18 protein-coding genes are annotated in these 25,657 nt (G+C 38.6%); 3 read left to right on the top strand and 15 right to left on the bottom strand.

Features of this window, described 5'->3' with window-relative positions; translation table 11 throughout:
• Positions 1–333: 333 nt before the first annotated feature.
• The gene (locus AC1TPB_RS16300; protein WP_482062339.1) at positions 334–1,116 is read right to left on the bottom strand and encodes a TerC family protein; all 783 of its coding nucleotides are present in this window, start codon (positions 1,114–1,116) and stop codon (positions 334–336) included.
• A 295-nt stretch (positions 1,117–1,411) separates the two neighbouring features.
• Between AC1TPB_RS16300 and AC1TPB_RS16295 the strand changes: the two genes are divergently transcribed.
• On the top strand, positions 1,412–1,732 hold the full coding sequence (locus AC1TPB_RS16295; protein WP_482077472.1) for a thioredoxin family protein: 321 nt from the start codon (positions 1,412–1,414) through the stop codon (positions 1,730–1,732).
• 1 nt (position 1,733) lies between these two features.
• On the opposite strand, the gene AC1TPB_RS16290 is transcribed toward AC1TPB_RS16295, so the two are convergent.
• From AC1TPB_RS16290 to AC1TPB_RS16270, 5 genes are all read right to left on the bottom strand, one after another.
• A complete protein-coding gene (locus tag AC1TPB_RS16290) occupies positions 1,734–3,029 on the bottom strand; it encodes a TraB/GumN family protein (protein ID WP_482077471.1) in 1,296 nt (431 codons plus the stop codon).
• Between the two features lie 221 nt (positions 3,030–3,250).
• Entirely contained in the window at positions 3,251–3,751 is a 501-nt protein-coding gene (locus tag AC1TPB_RS16285) for a VanZ family protein (protein ID WP_482077470.1), read from the bottom strand.
• A 2-nt stretch (positions 3,752–3,753) separates the two neighbouring features.
• Entirely contained in the window at positions 3,754–4,611 is an 858-nt protein-coding gene (locus tag AC1TPB_RS16280; protein WP_482077469.1) for a M15 family metallopeptidase, read from the bottom strand.
• An 82-nt stretch (positions 4,612–4,693) separates the two neighbouring features.
• Positions 4,694–5,794, bottom strand: coding sequence for a sensor histidine kinase (locus AC1TPB_RS16275; protein WP_482077468.1), 1,101 nt, complete (start codon positions 5,792–5,794; stop codon positions 4,694–4,696).
• Positions 5,787–6,479, bottom strand: a complete 693-nt coding sequence (locus AC1TPB_RS16270) for a response regulator transcription factor (protein WP_482077467.1) — start codon at positions 6,477–6,479, stop codon at positions 5,787–5,789. Before AC1TPB_RS16270 ends, AC1TPB_RS16275 begins: the two co-directional genes overlap by 8 nt.
• 248 nt (positions 6,480–6,727) lie before the next feature.
• Here AC1TPB_RS16270 and AC1TPB_RS16265 point away from each other — a divergent pair, with 248 nt between their 5' ends.
• Positions 6,728–6,853 carry a hypothetical protein gene (locus AC1TPB_RS16265; RefSeq protein WP_482077466.1) on the top strand — a complete coding sequence of 42 codons (126 nt, stop codon included), beginning with the start codon at positions 6,728–6,730 and terminating at the stop codon, positions 6,851–6,853.
• A 43-nt stretch (positions 6,854–6,896) separates the two neighbouring features.
• On the opposite strand, the gene AC1TPB_RS16260 is transcribed toward AC1TPB_RS16265, so the two are convergent.
• Positions 6,897–7,889 (bottom strand): LLM class flavin-dependent oxidoreductase, encoded by a 993-nt coding sequence (locus AC1TPB_RS16260; RefSeq protein WP_482077465.1) that lies wholly within the window; start codon positions 7,887–7,889, stop codon positions 6,897–6,899.
• Between the two features lie 530 nt (positions 7,890–8,419).
• On the opposite strand from AC1TPB_RS16260, the gene AC1TPB_RS16255 reads away from it, so the two are divergent.
• Positions 8,420–11,359: a DEAD/DEAH box helicase gene (locus AC1TPB_RS16255; RefSeq protein WP_482077464.1), complete on the top strand. Its 2,940-nt coding sequence runs from the start codon at positions 8,420–8,422 to the stop codon at positions 11,357–11,359.
• A gap of 145 nt (positions 11,360–11,504) precedes the next feature.
• Here the strand turns inward: AC1TPB_RS16255 and AC1TPB_RS16250 are convergent, their stop codons facing one another.
• From AC1TPB_RS16250 to AC1TPB_RS16215, 8 genes are all read right to left on the bottom strand, one after another.
• Positions 11,505–13,388 (bottom strand): UvrD-helicase domain-containing protein, encoded by a 1,884-nt coding sequence (locus AC1TPB_RS16250; protein ID WP_482077463.1) that lies wholly within the window; start codon positions 13,386–13,388, stop codon positions 11,505–11,507.
• Positions 13,388–15,700, bottom strand: coding sequence for an AAA family ATPase (locus AC1TPB_RS16245; protein WP_482077462.1), 2,313 nt, complete (start codon positions 15,698–15,700; stop codon positions 13,388–13,390). The genes AC1TPB_RS16250 and AC1TPB_RS16245 overlap by 1 nt, the downstream gene beginning before the upstream one ends.
• Positions 15,701–16,412: 712 nt before the next feature.
• Complete coding sequence (locus AC1TPB_RS16240) at positions 16,413–17,435, bottom strand: HD domain-containing phosphohydrolase (protein ID WP_482077461.1); 1,023 nt, start codon at positions 17,433–17,435, stop codon at positions 16,413–16,415.
• 109 nt (positions 17,436–17,544) lie between these two features.
• Entirely contained in the window at positions 17,545–18,252 is a 708-nt protein-coding gene (locus AC1TPB_RS16235) for an HAD family hydrolase (RefSeq protein WP_482077460.1), read from the bottom strand.
• 193 nt (positions 18,253–18,445) lie between these two features.
• Entirely contained in the window at positions 18,446–21,007 is a 2,562-nt protein-coding gene (locus tag AC1TPB_RS16230; protein ID WP_482077459.1) for a beta-mannosidase, read from the bottom strand.
• A gap of 144 nt (positions 21,008–21,151) precedes the next feature.
• Positions 21,152–22,144, bottom strand: a complete 993-nt coding sequence (locus tag AC1TPB_RS16225) for a carbohydrate ABC transporter permease (protein WP_482077458.1) — start codon at positions 22,142–22,144, stop codon at positions 21,152–21,154.
• Positions 22,145–22,179: 35 nt separating this feature from the next.
• Positions 22,180–23,079, bottom strand: a complete 900-nt coding sequence (locus AC1TPB_RS16220; RefSeq protein WP_482077457.1) for a carbohydrate ABC transporter permease — start codon at positions 23,077–23,079, stop codon at positions 22,180–22,182.
• Complete coding sequence (locus AC1TPB_RS16215; RefSeq protein WP_482077456.1) at positions 23,076–25,649, bottom strand: DUF5696 domain-containing protein; 2,574 nt, start codon at positions 25,647–25,649, stop codon at positions 23,076–23,078. Before AC1TPB_RS16215 ends, AC1TPB_RS16220 begins: the two co-directional genes overlap by 4 nt.
• Positions 25,650–25,657 lie beyond the last annotated feature (8 nt).

Raw genomic sequence — 25,657 nt, 5'->3', positions numbered from 1 at the left:
GTTTTTAGCTAATTAGTGTCCTGTGTGTCCGCTCGTTTGTGCTTTATTCCCCACTTGATTACCATCCGCACACAATGAAGATCATTTTTGCACTTCATTCTCCACTTGCGGCGTAGCAATACCAAAAGTAGCGTCAAAGTGCGTGAAATGGAGCTACTTCGGCACATCCGTATGTCCATTCATATTTCGTCAAGCGCTGGTTTTGGTTTGAGCCTTAATAAGATACAGCTATTGCTACTCCAACATAAAAACACTCTATTCTTGCTTATTACTTTAGCAAGAGTAGAGTGTTTTTTCAATATTGGACGAACCCATTAATTACTTGTTAAAGCACTAAGCAGATTGCTTAGTTCCTTCACCTTTAGCATGCTTATTGTTAGATAGTATCCAACCAAGCACAGCGATTCCAATAAGTACGATATAGAATGTTAACTTCCAGCCCGTTGATTCTGCAAAATCATGAGAGATTACGCCAACAGCCTCATGAGCCAATGTATGAACAGCAAGCTTAATACCAACCCAACCAACAATACAGAATGCCGCAATTTCAAGACCTGGACGACTTTCAAGTAATTTAACAAACATATTTGCTGCGAAACGCATAATAATTACGCCGACTAGTCCACCAAGGAATATGACGATGAAATGACCACCATCCATACCACCTATTTTCGGTAAATTCGTAGCAGGTAAAGATACAGCAAGGGCAATGGCTGCCAATATCGAATCAATTGCAAAAGCAATATCTGCTAATTCTACTTTTAATACAGTAACCCAGAAGCCACTTCCTTTTTTCTCTTTTTTAGGCTTCGTTGAATTTTTTCCGTGGAACCATAATTTTCTTAGTATATGGTTGAGTGCAATAAAGAGTAAGTACAATGCTCCGATTGCTTGGACCTGCCAGATATCCACCAAGAAAGAAATAATAAACAATGATAAAAATCTAAATACTAATGCGCCAAACAACCCGTAAAACAATGCCTTTTTGCGTTCTTCTTCTGGTAAATGCTTTACCATAATTGCAAGTACGAGTGCATTATCTGCTGCTAATAAACCTTCTAATGCAATTAGAATTAGTAAAACTGAACCATACTCAAAAAAAATTGACCAATCCATCGTATTCCTCCTAGATTTGTTATTAACTATTGAATAAGCGTCAATTTCCTTTCAGCACATAAAAAAAACCTTTGCCAAAATAGGCAAAGGTCTTGCAAACAACGATTATTGCATTCGTTGCCAATAAAACCGGAGATTTCTCTCGTGATGACGATTTTATTGTAGTAGCTACTCCCCTTTGGAGGTATATGCATATGAAATTTTACGACCTATCTCTTTCTATACGAGCCTTTGTTCATAAGGGTTTCATTTTTCCCAAAAAAATATTATGCTTATTCCAATGGAGGGAATACATATGAATCAAATCATTACAGAACTTACTGAAGATCAGCTTCACCAGATGGCTTCCATAGAAATCGGACGAGTCGCCATACTTTTCACATCACCGTTTTGCGGGACATGTAAAGTAGCCTTAACGATGCTACAAATTGTACAAGCAGTTGGCGTTCCATATTCACTTTATCAAGCAAATATTAATTACACACCATATTTCCGTGAATTATGGCAGCTACGCAGTATACCAGCACTCGTCCTTATTCATAATGGTAAAATGATCGATGTTGTCTATGCGATTCAATCCGTAGACGCACTCTATGCGAAATTACAACTTAATTAAACTACAATCGTTCAACCTTGTAGCCTTGCGCTTCTAGTAGCTTAATAATACTATCAGAGCCAGCCATATGAAGCGCACCTGCAATGACAAAATATGTTTTCGTCTCAGTTCCGTTCAAATAACCTATAACTTTATCTGCCATACCTTTATTACGTTTAGCAAGCATACCATTGTAGTAATCAAGCTCTTCCTTTTTCAATGATTCCGCCATACTATCTAGTGGCTCAATATCTCCCGCTTTCCAAATATTAAGGAGATAGTCAGAACCATTATTCACATCATAGCCTAGTTCAGCATATCGAATCATCTTAAGCGTATTTTTCAATGCTTCTTCTTCATATTCGTCAGAGAAGCTACTTAACATTTGGTATTGTAAATAAGCTGTTTCTAATTCTAGATTAGGTATTTTTCTGTCTTGAGCTGACTCTAAGAAATAAGTATCAATACCGTAGTCAGGACTGATTTTCTCATCCTCCGGAATTAAATCTTCAAGTATCATATTAACGAGCCAAACTTTCGTCTGATCAACGGCTTCCATATTAAAGCCTTCTTTTTTCGCCAAAACAACTATCTTCGCATATGTTTCTGGAGATATATGATCTTTAAGTGTCGTACCATCTTCATAATATATCAATTTGTCGATAGCTTCTTCTTCTTCTTTCGTTAACTCTTTCTTAGTATCCACTTCAGTTACCACAACATCTGATGCTGCGAATGCCTTATTAATTTCAGCTCTTAATGGATATAATGCTTCATCGCCAACATGGATCGAGCCTAGTAGATATACAGTATTTCCATTGTGTTCAGTCTTCCATAAAAATCCTTGAGAAGCTAATTGAGCTTCTATCGTATCTTCATCCGTTGTTGGATACATATCCGTTAAATAGATCGAGTTACTCTCTTTCTTCCATTCCATATTCAATAATGTAATCGGTTGTAATTCTCTAAGTGGGGCATAGGTCGTATAATTACGTTGAATAACATCTAGCTTGTCGACGATAACCTCGCCATATTCAGAAACTTTATTTGTTTTCAAATCAATAGTAGATTTAAAACCTTCATATGAAACTATAATAGTTTTCTGTTTATCCGAATAGGATACATTATAGCCTAGCTCTTCGAAATAGCTCCGCAATGGTATGTATGTTTTACCTTTTTCAATAAATGGAGCTTCCGTTAATGATAATTTTTCTCCATTATAATAGACCGTTGCGTTTGTTGAACTCGCTGCTTGAGCTGGTAAAGCGATTGTGAAAATTAGCAAAAATGAAAATAAAATAGCTAAACTTTTTTTCACTAGTCTCTCATCTCCAAATCATATATTTGTAGCATTGCTAGCAAACATCGTACCATGATTTGGTAAAGTGATCTAGTGTATAATATGGCGCTCCGAGAACTAATTGCTGTTTCAATCGCCGTTGTCCTCGGATTTATTGTATAAGGAATAGCGGTATAAATCCGCGGACAAAAACGAACGCTAGCGTTTTTCCACTAGCAATCAGTTCTCTCCGCTACAGCTTAGCTTACTTCTTGAACCACTCTAAAGCGAAATAGTCTTTTCAATATAGCCGTACCAATAACTACAATTCCCGCTCCTATCATACCACCAGCAGTATTCAGAATAAGATCGTCTACGTCGAAGGAGCCCATCGCTAGTATTAATTGTAGGCTTTCTAGCATTAAACTAATTCCAAAAGATATGAGAATAGATAATGACCATCGCTTCGTCACCATCAAACTAATTAAAATACCAGTTGGGATAAAAATAGCAATGTTGCCATACAAATTCATAAATTGTGACATGCTTAGTTGAAGTCCAAGACTTGGTGTTATCGTATCGAAAGGTACAAGATTAGCCCATTTCCATCTATTAATAATGATGTCTGGATGCTCGTATGTATTTTTTGCTTGCTCTATTAAAGTCATCAGCGACACTGGACCAAATTTGAATAAAATAATTTTCAATAAAACGAATAAATTGATGATAAAAAGCGGAACTAACAGCATTTTTCGCAACACCTTTATTGTCCTCCTAACTCTAACGTCACGATAATCCCATTGCTATTATCTCCTGAAATAGTATAGCTTTTATTTGTCGGAACTTTAATCTGCAACTCTTGTTCAAACTCATAATAGTTAATCAAATATTTCTTCCCTGCAATTGTTGTTTGCAAATTATGATTTTCTCTTACATATTGCAAATATTCTTCAAGCACCCAACGCCGGTCTTGCATAATGACACTATGTGGAACTCCCACATAACGAAAATGCCAAGGCTCATATTCAATTCCCGTAATATCGACTTTATCCTCGGGATAGCGTAATATAAAACCAAAACGAGCAGCATTTCCCCTTAGCCATTTCCCTTCAGGTGCATCCTCTATCTTGCCTACTAATGAACCGATGTCCAATGATAATCCGATATTATGCTCGCTATATCCCGCTGGTAAAGCGTATTGAGAACCCATTTCATTATATAACGAAGCTTGCTTCTCTTTATTTCGATAGCCACTATTCAATATTAAATTTGTTATTCCATCTTCTTTCGCATCGTCAACCATATTTTGAAAGTTGCGAATGACTAATTCTGATAGCTTAATATCGTCATTATCAAGCCGATATCCGCTAGTATATTGATCTTCTTTCACAACAAGGACGAGATCATCAACTAAGCCTTCATCGCGTAGCTTATAGTCTTTGTTAACGAGAATTAAATTCCCCGCATATTTCATTTCTTCAATTACAGGCATAAGCTCATATCCATCTTGTTGTAATTCATTATTATTATACGGTTTAAGCTGCACGCCACGTTCCTTGAAACCAACAAATAGATAGATTAGCACTGCTGCTACGCATGATAATACGATTGCTTTCTTCATTTCTAGCTTCCTCTCATTACATTGTTCATCTATCATAACGAAAGGATATTAATAAAAAAGATGGGGAAATCTTAAGTTTTTCTTAAGTTTCCAATCCTATGGGCAATATTACTGTAAATTGTGTAGCGGTAACCTCACTTTGCACGCTAATCGTACCGCCATGCTGTTCGATAATGTTTTTCGCAATATATAAACCTAGTCCAGTACTACCTTCTTGCTCTGTCCGAGCACGATCCCCGCTATAGAACATGTCAAATAGAAAAGGGAGCTCTTCCTGAGGAATATAACTACCGTAATTTTTCACGATAATTTCAATATGATCATCAAGTATATTCCCTTCAATATCGACGTATTTTCCTTCATGCCCATACCTTGCTGCATTAGTAAACAAATTTTCAAAAACACGCGCGAGTAGTTCCCCATCGCCATTTATTTGAACAACTGATGGTAAGCTTAATCTCGCCTCCAGTTGATGTGATTCGAAGATAGGATATAATTCCTCCGTCAACTGAACAAGCAATTGAATGAGATCAAGCGGCTTTTGCTTTAATGAAAGATGACCATAGTTCATTCTAGTAATTTCAAACAACTGTTCAATAAGTGTTTCTAATCGCTTGGACTTTGTATAAGCGATCATCGTATAATGCGTTGATGTTTCTTTCGCTAACTCTTCATGCTGTAAAATGTACTCCAAATACCCGATAACTGAAGTAAGTGGCGTTCGTAGATCATGAGCCAAATTGAGCACAAGCTGATCTTTACTACTTTCGGCAAAATCACCTCGCGTTACAGCTTCTTGAAGCTTCATTCCTGCACGATTAATGTCTTCAGCAATAATTTGAAATTCATCGCGTGACGCAATAACAACCTGCTCCGAAAATTCACCATTGGCTAGATGATGAATACCACGGGATATAGATCTGAAATAGCCCGAATACGGGATCGTCAGTAGATAGAACATTAAAATAGCTAACGGAATAAAAACAATAAGGAAAAAGTTCACATCGCCAACATTTAGTATCCATTTTCGCCACAATGCTATAGTGTCTTCAGCGTATACATAATTATGGTAGTAATATTGCATCCCCCGGTAAATTCCATATGTAATAATGGCCGACGTTGCAATACTGAGCATGAATAATAAGAGCATTTTAGTTCGAAAGCCTTTAATTGCTCTACCCATTAAACGTATACCCCACTCCCCATATTGTTTTTATCCATTGATCCTTGTCTTTTCCAAGCTTTTTGCGAAGCGTACGAATATGTACCATTACCGTATTGGCACCGTCCTGATACGACTCCCCCCAAACTTGAACGAATATATTTTCTATGCTAAACACCTTTTTGGGATGCTGCGCTAAAAGATACAAAATATCAAACTCTTTGGGAGTCAGCTCGATCACTTGATCATACAACGTAACTATTCTTGTAGAGGGATCGATTTGTAAGCCGCCTTGTATAAGCAACTCGGATTCCTTTTCCGTCAAGCTTTGGTTAAGCTGTGTATATCTTCTAAGCTGCGCATTCACTCTAGCTACTAATTCCATCGGATTAAATGGTTTGGTCATATAATCATCAGCACCCATAATAAGTCCAGTAATTTTGTCCATATCGGATGTTTTAGCACTTAGAAAAATAATCGGCATACTATACTTCTCTCTTATTTTCCGCGTTAGCTCCAGACCATCTAGTAGTGGCATCATTATATCTAATATAATGAGATCAATGGGTCGTGACATAATGATATCTAAAGCTGCCTGTCCATCATATGCGAGTATTGTATTATGTCCCTCATGCTCAATATGCATCGCTACTAATTGAGCAATTTCTTGATCATCCTCGGCAATAAGTATCGTAGACACGCTCATTCCCCTCTTTCAAAGCTTGTTACTAACTGTAAATAACTCACACAGCAGCGCAAGTAAATAATTCATCTTGTGAGTAGCACAACGTATAAGAAATGTACGTAAGCACGATAACAATCAAGGAGTTTCATCTTTGTTGTCAACTAAGGCACGTTAGCACACACTTCGTTATCAAAGTCCATTTTTTGGACTACCTATTCCAATGAAGGTTCAAAAAATGGGCTTTCAGAACCGAGAAGATGGAGCGTTACTTGAGAAAGGCGGAAGCGCAAATGTACGTAATTGGTACATGCGAACCTACAATGTTTCTGCAAGAAACATACATCGGAAGCATATGCCGTACTTTCCAAGTTCGCTTCATCTTCGATGTCGAGTAAGCTACGTTAGCATACACTTCGTTATCAAAGTCCTTTTTTTGAGCTACCTCATCAAGGAGGCTACAATTTCAAACGAACGAAGTCTAGCCTCATGATCGTGAATATATGCGGTCACCATCACTTCATTAACTCCAGTAGCTGCAATTAACTGCTCTAGCTTCTGCTTAACCGTTTCCTTGCTTCCAATAATAGATGAGCCGACTTGCTGGTCTACAAACATTTTCTCTTGTGCACTCCAAATGGCATCCATATTACGAACTGGCGGAGCTAATGGAGCAGACTTACTTCTCACGAAGCCAAGGAACAACTGATACATCGAAGTAGCTAAGTATTGTGCTTCTTCATCCGTTTCCGCAGCAATCACATTGACAGCTACCATACTATATGGCTTCGGATAACGAGTCGAGGGCTCAAATTGTGATTGGTATAATTTTAATGCAGGTACGATATATGTTGGGGAAAAATGTCCAGCAAACGCGAACGGCAAGCTTTGCTGAGCTGCCAGCGTCGCACTAAAATCACTTGATCCTAATAGCCAAATTGGAACATCACTACCTTCCCCAGGAATAGCTCGTATCGCTGGACGGCTGGTACCATATGTTGGATCAATATACTTTCTCAATTCATCTAGCTGATCAGGAAAATTTTGTCCATTGGTTCCACGCTCACCACGAAGTGCCTTTGCCGTTAGCGGATCCGTTCCTGGCGCTCTGCCTAATCCAAGATCTATACGTCCTGGAAATAAAGCTTCCAATGTACCAAATTGCTCAGCAATCGCTAATGATGCATGATTGGGCAGCATGACGCCTCCTGATCCTACTCTAATCGATGTTGTTTGGGATGCAACATGACCAATAACTACTGCTGTAGCTGAACTTGCAATGCTTGGAGAGTTATGATGCTCAGCAAGCCAATAACGAGAATACCCCCATTGCTCCGCATGCTGTGCCAAATCAACCGTACGCTTAAGCGCATCTCCAACAGTACCGCCTTGTATAATAGGTGAAACATCTAATATTGATAATTTATTAATCATTTGAGTAGCTCCTTTATTTTGTAATTAATGTGTACGTACCTATACCTTCTCATAATAATGATTCTCTCGTGACACTGCTCAACGGTTAAAGTAACTTTTTACTTTGTTTGATGCTGAACCCCACTCAGTCGGCGCATTAGAGCAACTTTTTGCTTTGTTTGATGCTGAAACCCACTCAGTCGGCACATTAGAGCAACTTTTTGCTTTGTTTGATCCCCAAGCTCACTCACTCGGCTCATTAAAGTAACTTTTTTCTCTGTTTTTAATAACCTCTCAGCAGTAGCGGAGAGAACTAATCGCTAGTGGTATGCGGTCGTTTTTGTCCTCGGATTTATACCGCTATTCCTATTACAATAAATCCAAGGACAGCGGCGATCAGAACATCAATTTGTTCTCGTAGCGATCCCCGCACAGTGATTAGTTCTCGTAGCGGACACCCTTTAATAGTAACAAGTTATATGATGTTAAGCAAAGCCTCGCATTAGTGGTATACTACACTTACAACTAATCGATTCGTGAGGATATTGTTTATGCGTAATGATAATCATTCTAAAGCGGAGCAGATGCTCCAATTGTTTCAATCTGACCATATAAGAGCCCCTCAGCGACTAACGCTGTTTCCTGTTCAGCTACGCTGTGTCATGATGGAACAAAATGATCAATATATGATGTTCCTTGAAATATTTGCTGGACTCAAAAAAAAATTTCATATTGCACAACCAAAAGCCTTTTTGGAAGCTATTGTTAATCGGCTTTATTTTCCTATTTCCAAAACTACCTATTATGATCCTGATCAGCATTATATTGCTCCAGCAATGAGGCAGCTTACTGTTGTACTACTGCAAATGCTAGAACTCGAACGAGCATCTACCCGTATGAAAAGCATTCCATTACCAGCAGCTTGGTATCATCGGATTGCAGGTCAGCTACTCGCTTACGAGCATGTTAATGTTGAATACTATTTACCTGCAGGCCCACTTGATGAGCAACTACAGCGGTTTGATTCGATCGAAATAGCGGAAGGCAAGCTTCCACTACCAATAACGATTACAGAGGATACGAAGCAATATTGGCTGCGTTGCAGTACCCTCCATCATTTAATAGTAATGCCAGCCTACGAGTTAGCGATTATGTACGGTCAATGGTTCAACATAAGCTATGAGCACGCTAAGCAGCTGCAAGGTATTCAAAAGCTACTTCTAGCTGATGATCATTATGAAATGATGATTGAACCGCATCTGCTATCATCTCTATTAGACGTTGTACTGCCAAAGCTTCATCGTATTGCACATATCGTCATTGCAGATGAAATTACAGCGAAGGTTATCCAGCAACCTCTGAAAGCACAGTTATTTCTCGATAGAGTTCGCGACCGTTTGCTAGTGGGACTGGAATTTCATTATGGCGGCCTCATTATTAATCCGTTATTACCTGAAGCCGCTCAAATGCAATCTGGATTTATTATGCTTAGAGAACGGGAGAAGGAACAAGCTATTCTTGATATTATCGCTCAAATACCAAGCCTGCAAACAGAAGGTGGCTGGATTATTGAAGGTGATGAAGATGAATATAGCTTTCTGCATGATGCACTCCCCAAACTTAAACTCTGTGCAACCATACTAGCGACAACCGCAGTCCGTGTGCGTTATGTTGCTGAAGATGTATATCCCGAGCTTACACTTAGCTGGGATGAAAAAAGTAACTGGCTCCAGTACTCCTTCTCTATGACAGGAATTAGTAATGATGAGCTTCGCGAAGTTATTCAATCTTTGAAGCTGAAACGTCGCTTCTATCGGCTTTCCCAAGGAACGTTATTATCACTTGAACATGAGAATTACGATCAACTTATTAAAGTAATGAACGAGCTTGGACTTGAACATCCTACCCTGTTTGATGATCAGATTCCGATTAGAAGAAGTATTGGCTATATTCAAAGCTTGCCCAGTGATAGTCCGATCAAGCTATCTCGCTCGCTGAAGAAATTCATTGATCATATTCAACACCCAGAGCTATATGAAGTTCCAATACCTCAAGCTCTAACAGCTACTTTACGTGATTATCAAATCGATGGCTATCAATGGATGAGAATGCTTGCTGATTATAATCTTGGGGGATTATTAGCTGATGAGATGGGATTAGGTAAAACCATACAAGTTATCGCATTTCTTACGTCAGTACTAGATGATATTCGTCAATCCGAGCAGAAGGTGCTAATCGTAACACCAGCTTCACTGCTCTATAACTGGCAAGCGGAATTCCAACGTTTCTCGCCAACCGTGCGAACTTGTGTCGTTGAAGCTTCGGATATGAAAACTGGTGCCGTTACGTCTAGTGACCAACAACAAGCGGATGTTTGGATTGTATCGTATCAAGCATTACGACAGCATATTGCTGCATTTATGACATTGCGCTATCATACGCTCGTTTGCGATGAAGCTCAAGCTTTCAAAAATGACTATACACAAACAGCCAAGGCGGTTAAAGCGATTGATGCAAAATATCGTTTTGCTTTGACAGGCACACCGATTGAAAATCGCTTGGACGAATTATGGTCCATTATGAACCTAGTTAATCCGAACACATTTACAGAGAAACAGCATTTTATGGACTGGCCACGAGATGTGCTCTTAGCTCGAATCTCACCATTCTTATTGCGACGAAAGAAAAGTGATGTTATCGAAGAGTTGCCAGATAAGATCGAAACGACACTAGTTGCTCCATTACTACCAGAGCAGAAAAAGATATATCTCGCATTTCTTGCGAAGCTACAAGAGGATACATTGAAGCATCTTGATCCGAAGCAGCGTGGAAAAACAAGAATTAAGTTGCTAGCTGGTATTACGAGATTGCGTCAAATCTGTTGTCACCCTTCATTGTTCATGGAAAATTATAATGGCGGTTCTGCTAAATTAGAGCAGTTACTAGAACTAGTTGCAGATAGCTACCGCGAAGGGAAAAGATTACTCATCTTCTCTCAGTTCACCTCTATGCTGCACATTATTTCCCAGCAACTAGCATTGCGTGGTTATCAATTTTTCTATATTGATGGTCAGACTCCACCGCTTGAACGTGTGCAAAACTGCGATCGATTCAACAATGGCGAGCGAGATATGTTCCTCTTATCGTTGAAAGCTGGTGGAACCGGACTGAACTTAACAGGGGCAGATACGGTTGTCTTATATGACCTATGGTGGAATCCGGCGGTAGAACAACAAGCGGCTGATCGTGTTCATCGGATCGGACAACGTAATGTCGTCAATATTATTAAATTAGTTGCGGAAGGTACATTGGAAGATAAAATGCTGCAATTGCAACAGAGGAAGCAACAGCTTATCGATGACATATTAGAAGCAGATGAGACGAAGGAATCGATGTGGGATCCGGAGCAGGTGCTGGAGTTACTTGCACCTTCGCATGATTTTACTTTGGATGAAGGCTCAGGAGAAGAGGTCATTGGCTCGAACCCCTGACCTCTTCGCTGCCAGTGGAGAGATGGGCTTTTGGAACGCCTGTAACTCGGACGAAAATCCACTGATTATAATGGGTTTTCCTGATTGAGCTCTCGTCGATACCTACGCGGGCGTTCCAGAAATAAAAAAAGTGTGACCACTAAATTCAACTTATAAGTTCAACTTCTGACTCATCAAACCATTCTTCACTTATGACATGCTGCCGCACTGCTTTCGGATCATCGGAATATGCAACGATTGCAAGACTCTTCTCAGCACGACTGCAAGTGACATAAAACAATCTCTTAGTTCGACTAATTGTAGTGTCTTTTCCAGTGACTTCATTATCTAAGTCTGTTTGAGTTTTTTCTTTAGCACCAAACAACTTCTCGTAACTGAATAAAAACCCGCGAGACTCACTATCGTCAATAATTACCACAACACGAGGAAACTCTAACCCTTTTACTCCTTGATGAGTCATATATTTTGATTTTCCACTTACATAAGTTTCATATTTAATGACCTGACTAAATGGAGCCTTTAAACATTCTTCCCAAGCTTCGGCTACACTAAGAGCATTTGCTGGTTCGATGGTTTGATCGCTCACGTCCGTACCCTGGATTTCACTTTTTTTTATATATATGGATAAACTTTGAGGAATATTGAATAATTTTAGCTCTAAAACACTTCGCAGTACATCAATGCATTTAGGATCATTACCATTATTCCAAAGTGATAAGAAGGAATCAACAGCTTTTTCAGTATTCCTAATGTATTCTATTTGTGAACTACCGTCCGAATTGACTTTCAAAAGCGGTGAGTAATCTCTCATAATTCTTGCAATAGCCATTTTGTCACCTCTATTGTGTGCAGCTACTATTGGGATAATAACTTGAGCAAAGAAACTCAAACCAGTGATAGTACCATCTAATAATCCTGTTTTCAATTTATCATTTTCATATAGTGGTTTAAAAAAATCTAAAAACCCTAATCTTTTGGCTGCCATATGATGCTCAAGTATTAATGTAGTATAATCTGCTGAGTCAACATCCCACTTTTGATCTTGCGTTATTTCTTTCATACGCTGTATGATTAATTTTTCTGCCTCATTCTTATCAATTGTTGAGGGTAAAATAAACATACGAACATATCCCTCTTCTTTGTCCATTCTGGCCCTCTGTTTTTGATTATCAACAGTCTCTCGAATTTTGTTAATAAGCTTAACAATTCTTGGCGAACAACGATGATTCATAACTTTTGTTGGTTTCATCCAAGTTAGTGGCAAATCATTGCCAAGATCTACTTTTCCGTCCGAGTAAATACGTTGCATAGTATCACCGAATAAACCTAATGCAAAAGAACCACTATTTTCTTGCTCAATCATTAAAAATGCATCCATTAGATTTTTGTTAGTATCTTGACTCTCATCAATTAAAAGAATGGGATACTTATTAATTAAAATTCTTTGCAACAAGAGCTTCTCATTCAAAAAATGTGTGCCTACGCTGATTACTTCAGCATGACTTAGAGAATCACTGTCTAAGTTTAATCCATTAGGGTTATAAGTGAATTTTTTTATATTCCTCAAATTTTGAAGTCTAGACTTCTTAAATTCTAATTGACTAATTCGTGATGTCATAATCTTTGTTCCACGTCTTCCGGTACTTATCTGTTCTTCTAACTCTTGAATTTGTGTCAATAGGCTATCATTTAACCATCTCTTTATGTCCTTATTAAATCCTTGTACCAGAGACCATATAAAACTATGGATTGTTGAGACTGAAAATAGCGGATCATAGTCAATTCGACGTCCTATTTCTTCACAAGCTGCATTTGTATATGTTATGATTGCAATTCTTTGTCCTTTTAATTGTAAATCTTGAAAATCTCTTTCTTTGATTTTTTTCAATGCCTTTACTAGTGATCCGGTTTTTCCCGATCCCGCTCCAGCAAACAAGAAAAAACTTGATAGTTTATTTATATTTAAACAATTTGTTATGGCTTCATCAACATGATTATCTCTATTATTATCGTCTATTATTTCTTGCATTATGAATCAACCACTTCTTTCTCAGGAATATCAACTAAATCTTCAAAATGAGTCCATTGATTTTGTTGTAACTCTTTTTCCAACCATTCTAGTCCTTCCTTAATATATGAAGGTATTCGAAGATTTTTGAAATCTGCTTTAAATATTAGTTCAAGTGCAAACTCTGCTTTTCTTCCTCCCCTTAGATCGTTAAAGAGTTGCGCTCTTATTTCAGGTATTGTAGTTAAATTATTCATTGCACTGTTGAACTTACTAATTAGCCCTTTACCGTCAAGACTCTTGAAAAATATATAGTTTTCAAAAGCCAGAGCATCTTCAAATGTATATGGCAAAATCTCAACTGAAAAGCTACCAGGTATTTCTGGAGTCAATACAACTTCAGTTGGAATTTGATACGCGACTCTTACTGAAAAATGGCTATCATAACGCTTACATTTATCATTATTATCAATTGCATATAATTCATCTATTACTTCTTTACATGGGACCCATTGCTTTAATGTGTCATTTGCTGTCAGCAGACCTTTTTTTCTATTTGGTAATGTTGCTTTTTTTGTAATTGGATCAATTGAATCTAAATCAGTAACAATTAAACTAGTAAGTCCCAAAGCTTCTATTAGTGGTTTTAAGGTATGTGCATGGCTCCCACCAATCTCTAATAACGAAATGTATCTCTGACTTAATTCTTTAAAATTATTCTTTATAAAATGTGGGAGTAACATACGCTCGGCAGCCCCTTCAATAAGAATGGCTGCATCAGCAAACAATAAATCACAATGAGTAAGCTGAAGATATCTAGTAACAAAACGTTCAGTATCTTTTTCATTTTCCCCAAATACATCTGATAAGTTTACAACAGTAGAGATAGGCACTTCATTTTTTGCTACAACCGGTTTCCGTCTGAAATAGCGCAATTGAGAAAAAGACATTTCGTGAGCAATGTGACCCGAATGGGTACTGACAATTAATTGAGTCGTGAGGCCCTTTTTTTCTCTTAAATTATCATGGTTTCTTAAGACATTATACACTTGACGAATAAACACCTGTTGCGCTTGAATATGAAGATGTGCTTCAGGTTCTTCCAATAATACAATTTGTATTGGCGGGATTAAAAACTCATCATTATTATTCATAGAACTGTTCGCAAGTTTCCCCACTCTCATCCATTCATCCCTAAATTGCATCATTTTAAAAATTATAGAAATCAAGTTTTGATAACCAAGCCCATTATAATTTTCTGGTAGTCTTAACGGTAAATCCTTGTACTGATTACCAACGGACATTAAATCAAACTGAACTGCTGAACTATGCTTAAGCCCATCTACAGGTTGGATTTTTGTTGATATGGTTATCTTTGGATCATAAAAACCAGGATAGCCCATACCTCCCAATTCGCTTAATGCTTGTTCAAAACCCTGACGTAATCTTAAATCAAATTCATTTTGCGCAGATTCAATTGCACGTAAAGCCTTTATATCAGTAGGATTTGGAGATTTGATGGGATTTAAATGAGTATTATAGTATGCCCTTAATTGCTGTGAAAGATTCCCTAGTACTCCACTTGTCTCTTCATCAATATCATTTGATTGACTGGTTGAATCTGAAAAACCTCTTTGTGCGTTAATACTATGTATGAGAAATAAACTTTTAAACGGGTCACCGGATAGTGCTTCACTATCCTTCGGAAGAAGCTGTGGTTTAGCTATCCCATTTTCAGGTGAGACAAGCTTTTTAGGATCAAGCAGGTACGCTCGAAGTCCAAATGTACCTTGAAATTTTCTATTTAGATAATCTCTAACGTTTGTAGGCCATAACATAACTAGCTCATCATTATCAGTTTCTCGTGCAGCAGCGATTGTATTTTTTGCAGCAATAAATGCTGTAGTGAATTCTTTATAGAACCGTTGTATATCAGTTGGCTCTAGTCTTAATCTAACTCCCAGTAATCCGCCCTTCCAATCCAAGGTTGGTATTAGATGATCAACATAATGAATCTCTTGGTCCTTAACATCAAGCCAAATATCCATAGTTGGCATTAGTAAAGCAAGTCTTTCAATATCCAATTCCTCACTTGTTTTCTCCTCAGTACAGCACCACTCAAGCCCAATTTCATTAATCTTAATCCAATTAGATAAAGTAACATCGTTAATATCAAACGTTTTTTTGTATTTCAAAAATTTTTTCAAAGCATCCATAGCTGTTGTTTTTCCGCTATTGTTGGCCCCTACGAAGATAGTTGTATGCTCCGTTAGTTCTATTCTACACGATTTCAGTTTTCTATAATTTTGAATTTCCACATATTTGATTTTCATAGTGCTCCCCCTCTACAAATGGAATTCATCACAAATTTAGACTAGCAAGCAACATGAGTTACAGTAACAATCAAGTGTCTTGGAAGAGGCAAGCTCCAATCCCAGATAATTGATAATTAGAAATAGTCCTTAAGACTTATTCCACAAATGTACAAGAAAACCCTTTTTTCGCTAAAATTCGTATTTTATGATTGGTATAGTGAAGAAGCTTCCAGTTTGAATTATATATTATTTACAAGAATCAAAAGGATTCCGAATAGTCTTGTTTTGGATTCAAAGTATTAAATCGTGTGGCTATCAAAATTACTTAAGGGGATGATCCATTTATTGAACCTTGGCAGAAAAATCGAGGATTCTGACTTTTTTGAAATTGAACAGTACAACTAGGAGTAGAAGCGGGTAGCTTCTGCTCCTAGTTGTACTGTATTCTGATCTGGAAGGTTGTGCTTATATGATCGCTGCAAAAAAACAAACTTACAAACAATTGCTGGCAAGTACGCTAAGATAAAACGCCGACAGTTATTTGATCAACGAACTGATTGATCGTTACCCCACCCCAATAGCTTTAGTTGACGTAACCGAGCAAGTACTTCTGAATATAAAGGGAATTGGTGTATCAAAAACGAAGCAAATTGTCGCCCCTTCACACTGCAAAATTCGGTTTTACTAGTTATTATGGTTGCTATTTTAGTTTTGGACCGGTCTCTATCATTTATCCATCCGCATCTAGCGAGCCATCTTCATATAAAGTTATAAATGATTCCACAATCGCAGGATCAAAATGCTTGCCACTTTGTTCAACGATTAATTCAATGGCAGCTTTTTGTGTCCATTTTTCTTTGTAAGGACGCTTCGTTGTTAATGCATCGTATACATCGACAACACTTACAATTCTTGCTTCAAACGGAATATCTTCACCGATTAAATGAAATGGATATCCTTCACCATTCCATTTCTCGTGATGATGCAATATTACGTTCTTCGCGACTGAAAACTCATTTTCAAATAACTCATCATCTAATTCGCCATAAATCTTCGTTAAAATATCAACACCGATTTGCGGATGCATTTCTATTATGATTCGTTCATACGGTGCCAATGAACCTGGCTTATAAAGAATACCTTCAGGAATAGCAGATTTACCGATATCATGCATAATACTTGCATTAACAATTTGCGATGTGTAGTGATAATCTAGCTGTGAATCGATTCTTTCATTATGTCGCTCTACAAGTAACTCTGTAAGATTTTGAACACGAATTAGATGATTTTCAATACCAGGATCACGAATTTCACAAGATATCGCTAGCACCTTTAAAAGCGAGCCTTGTAGTTGGCGAACTCTCTTCTCATCTAAATAATGTCCACGCTCTAAATCCTCTAATACACGAAATACGCCAGCAAAATAAACTTCATCATCGATTAAATATGGAGTAATAGTAATAGACGAATGCCATAGCTCACCATTAGTTTTCCGATTGGTGAACACACCTGACCACGGCTGATGCTTCTCTAATGATGCTTTCATCTGTACATACGTCTCGACAGGCGTTAGCTTCGTTTTCAATATTCCAGCTTTTTTCCCGATGATGTCTCTTTCCTTAAATCCTGTAATCTGCTCATAAGCATCATTCACAAGGCAAATTCTATGAGTACTGTCTGTCACAATAACTGCATCTGCTAGAGTTAATAGCTGGTTAAAATGGCATATCAAACTCTCGTTCCTACTGTTCATCTATATCACTCTCACTGTTGTAATTTCTATCAATTGTCGTTTCAAACTATTAGATGATATGAACCTAAGAGGTAGTTCAAGGCATTATTTTTTTCAAGTATTACATATTTCAAAGTATTAAATATTTCAAATCATTAAAGCTTTTCACTTCACCTTGTAAAGTAAGATTACTTTCTCGTTCTAGATTGCGATGATTGAACCATATCATGCTCCACCCTGCACTTGTTGCACCAATGACATCATTACGCCAGGAATCACCTACATATGTGCATTGCTCAGGTAATGTTCCTGTCCGTTCATTAATATACTGAAACATTCTAATGTCAGGTTTATCCCATTGATAGCTTCCTGAAACAAAGATACGCTCTACTGGAATAAGTTCATCTATTTTTAATGCTTTAATTTTACGCCATTGATGCGCTTCTGCACCATTCGTTAACACACCAACAATGAAACCTCGTTGTTGCAGCTCGACGATAAGCTCAAGCGCATTAGGGAATAGCTCGATCTCAAATTGACATTCAAAATAGGTCAACTGAATACTTTCAGCCTGACCCGCATCAATGTCTATACCAAATTCTTGTAACGCAAATTGAAATCTATCCCTCTTCATCGCTTCAGTTGCCGAGCCTTCTTCCATTTTTCCCGCTCCACCAAGCCGGGCTGAAATTTTATCGCTATAATATCGCATACGATGATAGGCTTCTTCATAGGGAAAGGACTCTATATGATCCACATATGGCTGTACTGCTTTTTGGAATGGGATAAGATGATCGTATAGTGTGTCGTCTACATCAAAAAATATCGCTTTTGTCATAATAATCTCCTATTAACTAGTTCTCACTTTATTGTAGCAGAATATAACAAATTTAACGAACGTATCAACAGGAGTGCTAATAAGGAGAGTAACTACGAAGAAGGAAATAGAAATAATAGTTAATTACATAAATAAGCCCGTAAGCTCCCACAGTTCAAGGGGCTTACGGGCTGTTAAATCCCATTCAATTTTGCTACACTTGCGCAGTTACAGCAGCATCTTGCACAATAAAATCGATCATTGATTTCACTTCTACTTTACCAGCGTAATGACTAGCTCGATCCAATGTAGTAAAGGTTACTGTATAAGGTTCACCTGGAATAAGATCGAAATAATTATCAGACCAGATGCCATCCATCTCCGATGTCAAGACAACTTGTTTGGCTAGTGACTTCGATTGCAATGTAACAATTGTTGCCCCGCTTTCGACCGTCTCGCTCACTTCAATCTCTGGTTGCTGCAACAGTAGGGTTTGATTTTTCACGAAATAATGAATAGCTTGTGCTGTTTCTCCACTATTAGCTGACCACGACGCACTGACAAATACTTCCGCTTCATTGTATCCTTTCAGTAAATGTGAGATCGTTAGGCGCTTAACCACTTCTGACGTATTTACCGGAAGAGTGACCTCAGCTTGCTCTTCATGTAACACCTCACCTGACATATGGCGCAATTGAACTAGTAATGTTCCACTAACCGATTGGAGCTTATCAGATACAAGGTAGATAGCTAGCTCCGTATCCTCAACTTGTGCAGATAGTAATATACTCGCAAAGCTGCGGCGAGCATAATAGTTAAGTGCCTTCCAGCGACCATAGTAGTCAATTCCCGCCCATGAAGCAACTGGCCAACAATCATTCATTTGCCAATAAAGTGAGCCCATGCAGTATGGCATTTTTCTGCGATGTGCTTCAATGGCCATTTGCATAGCATCTGCTTGAAGTACTTGACTTAGATATAAGAATCCTTTGAAATCAGTAGGTTGTGACATATACATATCCATATATTCTTTAATAAGACGATTTCCATCACCATTTTTCTGATGGGCCATCATTACCTTTGTATCGATTGCCAGATCAGATTCTTCGGCAAAGCTACGAATCGTACGATACTCTGGGAATGATTGAAATCCATATTCACTCATAAAGCGTCCTAGCTTAATTTGATAGTTTTCAAATGGCTCTACATTATGCCATACTCCCCAGTAATGAACATCACCTTCATTGGTCAACGGATGCGCATGCTGTGCTAAATCATTACTTACCGATACAATTGGAGAGGACGGCCAATAATCAATCGTTGCATGTAATTCACTTACAACATCAGGTAATATGTCATGGAAGATTTTCTCGTAATCTGCCCATATTTTTTCGCGAATAGCTGGCTCGTAATCCTTCTTCCAGCCCCAGCCTCCATGCTCATCATAATGTGCCCATGCAGAATCGATCTCATTGTTGCCGCACCATAGTACGAGGGACGGATGATTACGAAGACGCTTCACATTATCTACTGCTTCTGCACGAACATTTTGTAAGAACTCTTCATCACCTGGATACATGCTACATGCAAACATAAAGTCTTGCCATACCATAATGCCATACTCATCACATAAATCATAAAATGCATCGGCTTCATAGATGCCGCCCCCCCACACACGGAGCATGTTCATATTCGCTTCTACAGCAGACATGATCTCAGCACGATAGCGATCCTCCGTAACTTCCGAGATAAAGCTATCATTAGGGATATGATTGGCTCCTTTGGCAAATACAGCAACTCCATTAAGCTCAAAGTGGAATGTTGCACCTGAGCCATCAGCATCTCGATCACGGACTAATTTAACGGTGCGTAGTCCTGTAGTAATCGTAGCTTGTGTCGAATGCGAAATACCTTCGTCCTGTAAAGTAACCACCGCATTAAACTGATAACGATTCGGTTCACCAAGGCCGTTACTCCACCATAACTTTGGCTGATCTATTGCGATTGGTAAAGTTAAAATATGTTCTCCTGCTTCGACTTCTGTTACCAATTCCCAGCTTTTATCATCTGATTGAACTTGTAATTGTAGCGAACCACTTTTCTCTACGGATACTGTTACTTTAGCTGCAAGCTGAGCTGATTGCGCTGTAACTGATAATTGATCAATAAACAGATCTCTGACAATAACTCCCGACCAACTGATCAATTCGACTTCACGCCAAATTCCACTTGTAACAAAGCGTGGACCCCAATCCCAACCATAATGATAAGGTGCTTTACGAGCAAAGATACTAAGTTTCTGCTCACCTAATCCACCTAGTTCAGATTGATCATTCGTTGCTGGCAATGGATAGCCTAAAGCATGCAATTTCGGCAAATCCTCCTGAATAGGAGAGCGGAATAAGATTCGAATATGATTCTCTCCTACATGGAGCAAACCAGTAACATCGATATTCCATGTTCTAAACATATTATCTGCTGATAGCATTAATTTCTCATTGATGAAAACATCAGCATACGTATCTAAACCTTTAAAATTAAGCTCTTGACGTTCTTCTTGTAAAAACCCCGTTGGTGGCGTGAAATACGTCTCGTATTCCCAGTCCAGCTTGTCAATCCACTGTAGATCATGTTCATTCATACCATAGAATGGATTGGGAATGCGGTCATTATGCAATAAATCGGTATGAACACAACCTGGAACCGTTGCAGGCAACCAGTTCGTATCCTTCACTGACTTGAAACGCCATGAATCTATTTTTATTGTTTGGCTCATGATACATCCTCCAGTATTGAGCTATTATTGCATGTTCAACTTCCTCTATTATTGTTTGAAGGGTAAATCTTCTAAAAACTTTTCATGGTTTGTATGAAAAGTTGCATCGTAAGCATAATCTAAAACTTTTCATATGCAGCTCGATTAACCGACAATACCGCTTCTTTCAATACTTTCGACAAAGTAACGTTGAACGACTAGATACAAGGCTAGTAAGGGTAAGATTGCTAGTAATATCCCTGTATCTACAACCATCGCTACGTGATTGGGATCGGCCTTGAATCCAGAACTATGCGAGTAGCCCATAAGCACTGGAATGAATTGATCAGCCTGTGACGGTAATGTCGCTACTTTCAAAGACATTAATTCCATTCCGCTCATAAACAGCGTCGTATAGAATGTATCATTATACTGCCAAACGAAGCAGAACAACACAACTGTGATGATTGGTGGAATAGCATTAGGTAGCATAATCCGGAAGAAGGTTTGAATGCCACCTGCTCCATCGATGAAGGCCGCTTCCTCAATTTCCTTAGGTAAACCCTTGAAAAACTGTCGGAAAATATAGATGAACAAACCAGCCTTCAAACCTATCGCTGTTGCCGATGTAATAATCGATGGCCAATAGGTGTTAATCAGATTCACCCCTGATCCCCCAGTAAATAATCCGATAATTCCAAGAAAATCAAAATTTTTGAAGTGCAAGTAATACGGAAGCATTAAGGTTGTCGTTGGAACGAGTATCGTAATAATAACTACACCAAACAAGATCCTATTACCAGGAAAATTAAATCTAGCAAATCCATACCCCGCTAATGCACAGCTTGCGGCTGTAAATAGTGTCGTTACTACAACGAATACTAGTGTTTTCCCAAGCATCGGAAAGTAATCTAAGATTTGCATCGCCATTGTAAGGTTATCCCAGGTGAAATTTACCGGGATCATATAAATAGTAGGATTGTAGATATCAACTTTATCCTTAAATGCTACCGCTATCTTTTGTATGATGGGATAAATAATGATGAAGGATATCCCAATAATGAGTAGGCTTCGAAAGATGACATAGAATAAATCAAATAGTTTCTGCTGTTCGCGTTTTTTACGATAATAACGTGCCTCTGCAATTTCTTTGCCCATTACGATCACGCTCCCTTCATTGCTTCATAGAAGTATCAGTTGTAGTGAATTCTCTTAGCCAAGACTACACCAATGATAGCCAGGAATCCGGCTACAACGACAGTGTATATCCAAGACATCGCTGCGCTCAGGCCGAAGTTTTGTGCCGTAAACGCAGTGGAGTATATAAGTGTCGTAATCGGACTACCACTGAATGAATCTATTACTGTATAGATAATATTCGTCAAAATTAACGGGCTAATCATGGGAAAAGTGATCTTCCAGAACGATTCATAGGCTGTGGCCCCTTCCATTTTTGCAACCTCGTACATCGTATTTGGTACCGATTGTAGCGCAGCTAGGAAGATTAAGATTTGCACGCCAGAACTTGTAATAATCGAGTAGATCGACAGAATAGCCGTGACAATATAATCTGCAAACGTTAACGGAATACCGATATCTAGCAAAGTATACACGATAGAGGTTACGTTATACGAAGAAGTCGCACCTTGCATTTCTTCTAGATAAGTCGCGCTACCGATTAGATTAATTAATCCACTTTTTTCGGCTGCTTCAATCGCATTGGAGGCCAAGATAACTGGCAAGAAAAAGATGGCACGAGTTAAGGTACGACCACGAAACTTTTGATTCAGTAACGTTGCCGAGAACAAACTGAAAAATAATATCATTGGTACAGATAATATCATTTCCCAGACTGAACTCGTAAGAATACGATTGAAATTCGCGTCTACAAACAATGCGTTTCGAAAGTTTTCCCAACCAACTGATAGCAAGGAATAACCTTCTGGTTGAATTTGCAACTTCGTAAAACTGAATTTTACCGATTGAATGAGTGGCGTTAAATATAAGAATAGAAATCCAATAAGCCACGGTCCAATGAAGAAAAAGCCTAGCATGGAGCGCTTACGATATAGAGATATTCCTTTTAGCTTCATGAGCGCCCACCACCTACACTGTAATTTCTCGCTGCAACCTGTACACCATTCACTGCAACCGCTTGATCCGAATAATTGACAAAGATGCGAATTCCATTATTATAATGAACTTCAACTACACCTGGCTCATGAACGATGCGTTCAATAATCGTAGCATTGCTAACTTCTACTAATACTTGATTAACTTCCTTATACATCGCTACAGCCTCTTCTAACCAGATTTCATATTGTGTAGAGAAATACTGATCATAATTTGTAAATTTCAATTCAGAGGAATCGTCATAACTCCATACGAAATGCGGATATGCCCCTTGCTCGATCGCAACTAATAGCTGTTCCTGTACATCTTGTTCATCAGCCAAGTTAATGGCTTTACTAGCATATGGAATATATCCATGAAGAACCATTTGATAGAAGGGAACCGTCTCATCCGCAATATTGAATTGACTGGATGAAGCTGGCGCATCCACAATATGATCTGCGTATGCCCAAGCATAAGCATGACCACCAGTAATTAACGTTTCCTTCTCATCAGCTATTGTCCGTAAAGAACGCTGAGTAATTTGCTTTGCTGTTTCACGATGTACAACACGAGATACGCGATAATCGCCGCCAACTACATCTCCAAGATCTCGTAATGAAATACCTGTAAGCTGATAGCGATTATAGCTATCAAGAAACTCATCTACGAAATACGGGAGCTTTGAAGCTGACACCAAATAATAGTTTCCTAGATTCGGACTCATCCGATTAAGCGCGAGATTGATCGGATGCAGCTTTACAACCTCTCTTGTTACAAAGCGAGCAGCATCTGAAGATGGTGTAAATTTAATGTCCTCACCGTAAACGTATTGGAAAGCTACGTCTGGGAACAAGTTACCACCGCTATCTTGTAACTGAGCTGCTAACTTCTTAATATCCTTTTTATTCCCTAAACTGTAATCCAACTTAATGTTTGTCGGTGTAGTATGTCGTATCCCTTTATTAAACCAACCGATATAACGCATATTAATATTCTGAATACCCTGCTGATTTAGCTTTTCAGCTATTTCACCAGCTTCATTAAAGGTGGTTAATGACTGAACATCACGATAAGGAACACCAAGTACAGTTTCACGCTTATCATAAGCTCCCAAAACATCCAGATAGAATGGTACATTGGATTGTTCTGCAAGTTGTTGCAAAGTCCCTGCCTCAACCAAATGTTCACGATAGCGCTCTGCCATACCACTATAATTCGCAGCATCTCCACTTAAGAAGCTATAGCGAACCTCAAGGTTACCGTTATAGCGCTCTTCATTCAAAATTTGTATTTCTTGATAAAGGGCGCCCGTATACAGCTCGAGCCAATCTTCACCGCGTAAACTGAATGAAGGATAGACATTATTATACGAATTTTTCATACCACTGATAGAGCCAGTAATGCTACCAATGCCTTCGCCGGCAGTCATCTCCGCAAACCATGCCGCGTTATTCTTTTTCATACCGAATACAGGCATTCTTGCGCTTTCACTGACCATTCCGCGTAACCAACGTGTATTATTCGGGTCCTCTCCGTATACGCGTTGTACATATTGTTCTTCCTTCACCTTACCGTTGTTCAAATAGATCAAACTACCTGAGCCATCTGGTGTTAGAATATAGCCCTCATCTTCTTTGCCCGCAGCACCGAAGAAAGGTAACACATCAATGCTTCGAATGAGATACCCTGTCGCTTCTTGCACAGTTGCGACAGGAACCATAGCGACGAGTTGATCCCCATCAAGTGTATACTCAATGGCTACGGTAAATGTCGGATTTCCCAACCCATTACCTGCTCCTGCACCATTCTCTGCTTCGTCAAATGCCAAATCTTCCTCTGTATACCCTGCTTCCGTAAAAGCTTTGACCATCTTATTAAGTACAAGTTGCTTCCCTATCTGAGCATCCATACGTTCCATCAACTCTGGATTACCCTTCACTTCCATATAACGAACCTTCACATAATTTGCTGTAACTTCTGGCAAATTTGCTATGATCTTTGTTTCTAATCTTTCTTTGCTTATATATTTGGGCAGGGCATCGATTCCTTTAGATATATCTCCTAAAGTGTAGGTAACACGGACTCCATCCGTAATTGCCTCTGCCGTATATTGTCCATTTTCAATACTTTTTTCAAAATTAGTGAACGTGAACAAATTACCGACTAGATCACGAAATTGCACGATAAGCTGTGAAGCTAGCAATGTCTTTTCATATGCTGAAGCAATACTATCTTCCTCTAAATCTTGCGGATTACTATACCATGTCTCCCTAGATGCAAGATTCACTACCGCAATTTCTGTTGATTTTGTATTGTAGAATAATGCTAATTCACCGTTATCTGCAATAAGTTTCATGCCCTCTACCTGTGCAGTGCTTTTGGCTGAAATTGTATCTAGCTCTTGCCCTACCTCTAGTGCTTGGTCATGAGAAAAAGCCGTCAGATCTGTTACTGGGGCCCCTTTATTAATGATAAATACTGTGCCGATGATCAATCCTGCTACGAAGAGAACACCTAGCACCACGTATAATGCTTTTTTATTTTTCATGGTCGCCT

Source organism: Paenibacillus sp. Y951, from assembly GCF_056786395.1.
Note: the sequence above shows the minus strand (reverse complement) of the source record. Positions and strands in the feature narration are given on the sequence as shown.

Excerpts from the sequence above, each read along its gene's own strand:
- AC1TPB_RS16280 (WP_482077469.1), bottom strand. The coding sequence starts at position 4,611 with ATGAAGAAAGCAATCGTATTATCATGCGTAGCAGCAGTGCTAATCTAT.
- AC1TPB_RS16275 (WP_482077468.1), bottom strand. The coding sequence starts at position 5,794 with ATGGGTAGAGCAATTAAAGGCTTTCGAACTAAAATGCTCTTATTATTC.
- AC1TPB_RS16255 (WP_482077464.1), top strand. The coding sequence starts at position 8,420 with ATGCGTAATGATAATCATTCTAAAGCGGAGCAGATGCTCCAATTGTTT.
- AC1TPB_RS16225 (WP_482077458.1), bottom strand. The coding sequence starts at position 22,144 with ATGGGCAAAGAAATTGCAGAGGCACGTTATTATCGTAAAAAACGCGAA.
- AC1TPB_RS16215 (WP_482077456.1), bottom strand. The coding sequence starts at position 25,649 with ATGAAAAATAAAAAAGCATTATACGTGGTGCTAGGTGTTCTCTTCGTA.
- AC1TPB_RS16235 (WP_482077460.1), bottom strand. The coding sequence starts at position 18,252 with ATGACAAAAGCGATATTTTTTGATGTAGACGACACACTATACGATCAT.
- AC1TPB_RS16300 (WP_482062339.1), bottom strand. The coding sequence starts at position 1,116 with ATGGATTGGTCAATTTTTTTTGAGTATGGTTCAGTTTTACTAATTCTA.
- AC1TPB_RS16260 (WP_482077465.1), bottom strand. The coding sequence starts at position 7,889 with ATGATTAATAAATTATCAATATTAGATGTTTCACCTATTATACAAGGC.
- AC1TPB_RS16245 (WP_482077462.1), bottom strand. The coding sequence starts at position 15,700 with ATGAAAATCAAATATGTGGAAATTCAAAATTATAGAAAACTGAAATCG.
- AC1TPB_RS16250 (WP_482077463.1), bottom strand. The coding sequence starts at position 13,388 with ATGCAAGAAATAATAGACGATAATAATAGAGATAATCATGTTGATGAA.
- AC1TPB_RS16220 (WP_482077457.1), bottom strand. The coding sequence starts at position 23,079 with ATGAAGCTAAAAGGAATATCTCTATATCGTAAGCGCTCCATGCTAGGC.
- AC1TPB_RS16270 (WP_482077467.1), bottom strand. The coding sequence starts at position 6,479 with ATGAGCGTGTCTACGATACTTATTGCCGAGGATGATCAAGAAATTGCT.
- AC1TPB_RS16295 (WP_482077472.1), top strand. The coding sequence starts at position 1,412 with ATGAATCAAATCATTACAGAACTTACTGAAGATCAGCTTCACCAGATG.
- AC1TPB_RS16230 (WP_482077459.1), bottom strand. The coding sequence starts at position 21,007 with ATGAGCCAAACAATAAAAATAGATTCATGGCGTTTCAAGTCAGTGAAG.
- AC1TPB_RS16240 (WP_482077461.1), bottom strand. The coding sequence starts at position 17,435 with ATGAACAGTAGGAACGAGAGTTTGATATGCCATTTTAACCAGCTATTA.